This is a genomic window from Microcystis sp. M49636_WE2 (assembly GCF_030065375.1).
In the GTDB taxonomy this organism is placed as follows: Bacteria; Cyanobacteriota; Cyanobacteriia; order Cyanobacteriales; family Microcystaceae; genus Microcystis; species Microcystis aeruginosa_C.
In genome coordinates this window covers 1-6,003 of sequence record NZ_JASJFG010000361.1, presented here as the reverse complement: position 1 = coordinate 6,003, position 6,003 = coordinate 1, and the positions used below count along the sequence as shown (strand labels likewise).

The window sequence follows — 6,003 nt, the reverse complement described above, 5'->3', positions numbered from 1 at the left end:
CCCATCCAAGCGAGTTAGAAAAATTCCGGGCGGGTAAAACCAATCTTAAGGGATTTTTTGTCGGTCAAGTCATGAAAAAAAGCGGCGGTAAAGCCGATCCTAAATTAACTAGCCAAATCTTAGATCAAAAACTTTCTGGTTAGTTATATTCAGTGATCAGTAATCAGTAGAAATTATGAATTATGAATTATGAATTGGGGAGGGGGGAGAATAAATAAAAACACTCTCCCGAATACTGTCTCCTGTCTCCTGTCTCCTGTCTCCTGAGAGCTAAAATAACTGATAACTGAAAATGCCAAATTCCCCAACAACCTCGCAATTAAAGTCTAATAGCCCAAAAATTCTCGCTGTTGTCAACGGTAAAGGTGGTGTGGGTAAAACCACCACTGCGGTTAATTTAGCGGCAATTTGGGGGCAGAATCAGCGTGTTTTGCTTGTGGATGCGGATCCGCAGGGTTCCTCCACTTGGTGGGTAGAAAGAAATCAAGCGGGTATGGTATTTGATTTAGCCAAGCAAATTAATACAGAGAAATTAGGAGAATTGCGTCAAATTATCGAGTACGATCTGATCGTGATTGACACACCACCAGCTTTGCGTTCCGAATTACTTACGGCAGTAATAGCAGAATCAGATTATTTAATTTTACCGACTCCTCCCGCACCGATGGATTTAATGGCTTTAATTGACACGGTACGCACAGCAGTTAAACCCCTAGGAATTGCCTATCGGGTTTTGTTAACAAAAGTGGATTCTCGTAGTCTTAAGGAAACTTTAGAAGCACAAAATACTTTATTAGAATTAGGTATTCCTGCCTGTCATGCTTTTGTCAGAAATTATAAGGCCCACGAAAAGGCCGTTTTAGACGGGGTTGCTATTACCAATTGGCGCGGTAAAAATGCCCAAGAAGCCAGCGCCGATTATCGTCGTGTGGCCGAAGAATTAGAACGGGATTGGTAGATTTATCGACAGGTTTTCTAAGCACAATATTTTTGCAGTAAAGAAATCACTAAATCTAGACCATCGGGCTGAACTTGAACAGTATAGGCTTCGGCTTCAATTTGTCTGCTAAAACCCTCATAATTCATAAAAAATCTTCTGGTCATTGCTGGGGGTTCTATGCCTAAATTAAGAGCTTTAACTGTTTTGCCTCCATGACAAAGTTGAGCGGCATGGACAGCTTCATGAATTAATGTTGGTCGGGCAATACCTAAGTCAAAAACCAGAGGATGAATCCAAATAATTCTAGTTTTACTATCAAATAAACCATAGGCTCCTCGCACTGGTGGCGGGGCAATTTTGACGATAAAATTGTGTTTTTCTAAAGTTTTTTGCAGCCGGAGAAAATCAGGGTTTGCCGCCGATAAATTTTCTCCTGCAGCTAATTGCATTCCTAGAAAAACAGCAGCGATTGTGTAATAAATGCCCATCGGGTGATAGTTCCTATTAAAGAAAAATCAAAATTAGCAAGAGGTTATTCATTGATGAATCGAGCCATCGGGGAGAATTGTTCCTGTTAAAATTGCCCGGGTTAATTTCACCATAATACGCTTACCAAAGCCAATTTTTGCCCCGCGTAAATCCGCCCCACTTAAATCCGCCCCGCTTAAATCCGCCCCGATGAGATTGGCTTCCTGTAAATTTGCGCCTTTAAGGTTAGCTTCGAGGAGATTGGCGCGAAAAAGATTAGCTTTGTACAGATTAGCTTTTTCTAGGTTAACTTTGTGCAGGAAGCTATCGCTTAAGTCGGCATGGCTTAAATCTGCCCCGATGAGACTGCGACTAGAGAGATCTTTTTCTTTCAGGTTAGCTCCCTGTAAATCGGCTCCGTTTAAATCCCGATAGTGAGGGCGCCAGGTGCCCTGATTGTGAACCTGATGGTTATTCTGGGAGTGGCTGTGTTGACTATGGGTTTGTTGACTGTGGGTTTGTTGACTGTGGGTTTGGGAATTTTGGCCGGGTTGGCTAGGGTGAGGCTGATAGGGAGAAGCAGTTTTATAGGCGTGGGCGGGCTGTTTTTCAGTTTTAGGGGCGGAATTGGAGCGTTTAGGAGAATTTTGATGAATTTGCCGCAATTGTTCCCTAGCTTGGTTAATTTCTTGCAGTTTAGCGGTGGCTTTTTCCAAAAGACGCTGATTATCCTTGGGAATGCGATCAGGATGCCAAATAAACACCAAATCTTTGTAGGCTTGATTGATCTCGTCGAGAGATGCCCCATGATCTAACCCTAAAACTTTATAGTATCGCTCCAATTCTTTCATCATCGAAGTCCTAATACAAGGATAAAAGCACTAATGGCCACAATTTCTCTGAGTCTTGTCGGATTTTCTAGGAGAGGATTTCTTTTAGGATAATTTGACTCTGGGAGAGTTGCCATAAAATTTGAGAAAATGTCTGGTAATTAAGAAAATCTCGTTTTTCTATCCTGTTTTGTGGTGTAACTGTATAGCACATAACAGCAAAATTAGCAAATTTTTGATACAAAACTTAATTTTTGCTGTGGGGAGATGGGGAAGTAGGGAGGTGGGAATTATGAATTATAAATTATGGAGTGGGGAGACCACTTCGTGCGCGTTGCGGGGGGAGGTGGGGAAGTGGGGAGACCACTTCGTGCGCGTTGCGGGGGGAAGTGGGGAAGTGGGGAAATTGAACTAAAACCCCAAAACCCCAACACCTAAAACCTGCCGACCGCCGACCGACTGCTGTATGATAAAACTTGTCCCGATAGGATAAATCAAGGTTGTGAAATTTGGTCAGTGGTTGGGGTTTATCTGTTTAATAATGGCTCTGTATGTATTGTGGCAGATTCGACAGCTGTTATTATTGATTTTTATGGCGATCGTGTTTACCGTAGCCTTAAATAGATGTGTGAAAGGATTGCAGAGATTGGGGATTAAAAGGGGTTTGGCTATTTTAATTACCCTGCTGACGAGTCTAGCAATTGTGATTTTATTTTTTGTAATTATCGTTCCCCCCTTTATCGAACAGTTTCAAAAATTAATTGAACTTTTACCGCAAGCTTGGGATTTAGTCCGCAATAACTCGATTAGATGGCGGCAGCAATTTCAATTTGATTGGTTGCCATCGCTGCCTAATTTAAGTGATTTAGTCCAGCAGTTACAACCTTTAGGAACCTTTGTTTTTAGTAACTTTTTTACTTTCTTTTCTAACTCAGTTACGGCAATTTTGCAATTATTATTCGTGCTGGTGTTAGCAATTATGCTGTTAGCCAACCCCCAACCCTATCGACAAGCTTTCTTAAAATTATTTCCTAACTTCTATCGTCGTCGTGCTGAGGAAATTCTTACCCTATCGGAAGCGGGTTTGGGTAATTGGTTGTTGGGAATTGCCATTAGTTCAACTATGGTAGGATTATTAAGTGGTTTCGGTCTTCTCGCTCTACAAATTAATCTAGTTCTCGTTCATGCTATCCTAGCAGGATTGCTCAATTTTATCCCTAATATCGGACCGACTGCTAGTGTGATTTTTCCGATCCTTATTGCTGTTATCGATGCGCCTTGGAAAATTGTCGCTATTCTGATTCTCTATTTTATTATCCAAAATGTCGAAAGTTATTTGCTGACACCAACTGTCATGGCTAAACAGGTATCTTTACTACCGGCAATTACCCTAATCGCTCAAATTTTCTTCGCTCAAATATTTGGCATCTTAGGTTTATTGTTGGCTTTACCTTTGACAGTGGTAGTAAAAACATGGTTAGATGAATTATTATTCAAAGACATTTTAGATCAATGGGATCACGGCCATAACAAATCTTAAATAATCTCGGCAAAAGTCATGAAATTAATCATTATTACTCTCGTTATTTTATCTAATTTTTTTGCTGCTCTCCCAGCTAAGTCTGAAACGGTTCTAGAAAAAATTAAACGCACGGGATTATTAGAAGTAGCGATGAGAGAAGATGCGATTCCTTTTGGCTATCGAGATAGTAATAATAATTTGCAGGGATTATGCTTAGATTTTATCCAATTGCTCAGAGGGGAACTAAAGCATAAATTAAACCTCCAGATCATCAGTGTCAAAATTTATAAATCGACTTTATTTAATCGCTTCCAGTTATTGGAAAATAAAACCGTTGATTTCGAGTGTGGTCCTAATAGTATCAGAAAAAATATACCTAATGGTGTCAGTTTTTCTCGTCCTTTTTTTGTCACCGGAACTCAGTTTTTAGTTCGGAGTGATAATCAGAATAATTTCAACTTTTCTTCGTCCTTAGAAGCTGTAACTATTGGAGTTTTGCGAGATACCAGCACTCAGGAATTATTAAGACAAAAATATCCTCTTGCTACCTATCAGGAATTTCAAGGAGTGACGGGAAGACTGCGGGGTATCCAAAGTTTAAGAAGGAATAGAATAGATGCTTTTGCTAGTGATGGTATTCTGCTAATTGGAGAAGCTGTCATTCTCGGTTTATCCTTAGAACAAGATTATCAACTTATACCCCGCAATCCTTTAAATTGTGATTATTATGGTTTCATTCTTCCCGCTAATGATCCCCAATGGCAAGAGTTTATTAATGGGGTTATCGTCACCAGTGATAACAGAAATATTTTTAAAACATGGTTTACTGAAGTTGCTTCCTATTTTAGAGATACCTGGCAGTATTGTCGTAATAACCCCGAAAAATCCCAGTAAAACTTAACGATTATGCCTAAAAAAAATGATTTATTTTGGTTAATTGGTTGCGCGACAATAATCCTGTTTATTTGCAGTGCCACCAGACATATTTTATTTCAATCTAATGCTCTCGATCTTGGTTGGTTCGATCAAGGAGTTTACCTAATTTCTCAAGGTAAACCACCGATTATATCTTTTGTTAACTACCATATTTTAGGCGATCATATCGCTTTTATTCTCTATCCTATAGCCTTACTTTATAAAATTTATCCTAGCGTTTATTGGCTGCTTTTCTTACAAGCTTTTTCCCTTTCCCTTGCCGCTTTTCCCCTCTGGCAATTGGCAATAGAAGCGGGATTAAAAGAAAAACAAGCTTATACATTAGCCTTAGTTTATCTGCTCTATCCCCTAATTTTTAATGTTAATCTCTTTGATTTTCATCCTGAAGTGATCGCAGTGCCAGCGATTTTTTGGACAATTTTGGCAGCAAGATTAAATAATCTCTGGGGATTTTGTCTGGGAATCATTATTATTCTCGGTTGTAAAGCAATTCTCTCTTTAACATTGTTGGGAATGGGTATCTGGTTACTTCTCTGGGAAAAGAAAAAAATCCCCGGAATAATTGCCATGATTACCGGCATTCTTTGGTTTATTATCACCACGAAGTTATTAATTCCTCTCCTGACAGGAAAATCGGCAGTTATTGAAATGGCCGATTCTCGATATAGTTATCTAGGAGATAGTTTACCAGCAATTATCTTTAATCTTTTCCTCAAACCCGATCTTGTCTTGGGAAAAATCTTTACTGGCAATAATCTAGAATACCTAATCCTATTAATTATTCCCTTACTTTGGGGTTTATCCTGGCGCTATTCTGCCCCAATAATTGCCGCTATTCCCGCACTCGCTTTAAATTTATTGGCAGATCATGCCCCACAAAAAAACTTAACTACTCAATATTCCCTGCCAATTTTACCCTTTTTATTTCTAGTGGTTATCGCCACTTTAGCCCATAATAGTAACTGGTTGAAGCAGCCTAAATGGATAATTACTTGGGCAATTATTGCCTTTTTTGCCTTAGCCAAATACGGCTATTTTTGGTCACTGTATTTAAATTCCCTCGATACTTGGTCCGCCACCCAAAAAGCTCTCACCCAAATTACCACCAGTGAGAGTGTCTTGACTACTTCTAGAATTGCCCCCCATCTTACCCATCGAGAAATGATCAAATTAGCGATCGAAGGTTCCCAATCCCTAGATTTAAATCAATTTAATTATATCCTACTCGATCGCCGTCATCCCGGTTGGTCTAGTTCACCAGAACTAATTGATGATCACTTAAATAAACTGAATCAAAATGAGAACTT

General features: G+C 39.5%; 7 protein-coding genes. 5 read left to right on the top strand and 2 right to left on the bottom strand.

Annotated elements, in window-relative coordinates:
• Together PX484_RS08610 and PX484_RS08605 are read left to right on the top strand one after the other, a co-directional pair.
• On the top strand, positions 1-143 hold a 143-nt coding region (locus PX484_RS08610), incomplete at its 5' end, for a hypothetical protein (RefSeq protein ID WP_288103472.1).
• Between the two features lie 149 nt (positions 144-292).
• A complete protein-coding gene (locus tag PX484_RS08605) occupies positions 293-958 on the top strand; it encodes a ParA family protein (protein ID WP_002801809.1) in 666 nt (221 codons plus the stop codon).
• A gap of 17 nt (positions 959-975) precedes the next feature.
• Here PX484_RS08605 and PX484_RS08600 read toward each other — a convergent pair whose 3' ends face one another.
• Together PX484_RS08600 and PX484_RS08595 are read right to left on the bottom strand one after the other, a co-directional pair.
• Positions 976-1,428, bottom strand: coding sequence for a DUF8637 domain-containing protein (locus tag PX484_RS08600; protein WP_002801807.1), 453 nt, complete (start codon positions 1,426-1,428; stop codon positions 976-978).
• A gap of 48 nt (positions 1,429-1,476) precedes the next feature.
• Positions 1,477-2,259, bottom strand: coding sequence for a pentapeptide repeat-containing protein (locus PX484_RS08595; RefSeq protein WP_287766775.1), 783 nt, complete (start codon positions 2,257-2,259; stop codon positions 1,477-1,479).
• Positions 2,260-2,740: 481 nt separating this feature from the next.
• Here PX484_RS08595 and PX484_RS08590 point away from each other — a divergent pair, with 481 nt between their 5' ends.
• From PX484_RS08590 to PX484_RS08580, 3 genes are all read left to right on the top strand, one after another.
• Positions 2,741-3,778: an AI-2E family transporter gene (locus PX484_RS08590; RefSeq protein ID WP_287666307.1), complete on the top strand. Its 1,038-nt coding sequence runs from the start codon at positions 2,741-2,743 to the stop codon at positions 3,776-3,778.
• Between the two features lie 18 nt (positions 3,779-3,796).
• A complete protein-coding gene (locus PX484_RS08585; RefSeq protein WP_287766759.1) occupies positions 3,797-4,654 on the top strand; it encodes an amino acid ABC transporter substrate-binding protein in 858 nt (285 codons plus the stop codon).
• 12 nt (positions 4,655-4,666) lie between these two features.
• Positions 4,667-6,003: DUF2079 domain-containing protein (locus PX484_RS08580; protein ID WP_288103470.1), on the top strand; the 1,337-nt coding region annotated here is incomplete at its 3' end.

What these genes read in the sequence shown, in the direction of transcription:
- PX484_RS08605 (WP_002801809.1), top strand. Translation starts at nt 293, where the DNA reads ATGCCAAATTCCCCAACAACCTCGCAATTAAAGTCTAATAGCCCAAAA.
- PX484_RS08585 (WP_287766759.1), top strand. Translation starts at nt 3,797, where the DNA reads ATGAAATTAATCATTATTACTCTCGTTATTTTATCTAATTTTTTTGCT.
- PX484_RS08600 (WP_002801807.1), bottom strand. Translation starts at nt 1,428, where the DNA reads ATGGGCATTTATTACACAATCGCTGCTGTTTTTCTAGGAATGCAATTA.
- PX484_RS08595 (WP_287766775.1), bottom strand. Translation starts at nt 2,259, where the DNA reads ATGAAAGAATTGGAGCGATACTATAAAGTTTTAGGGTTAGATCATGGG.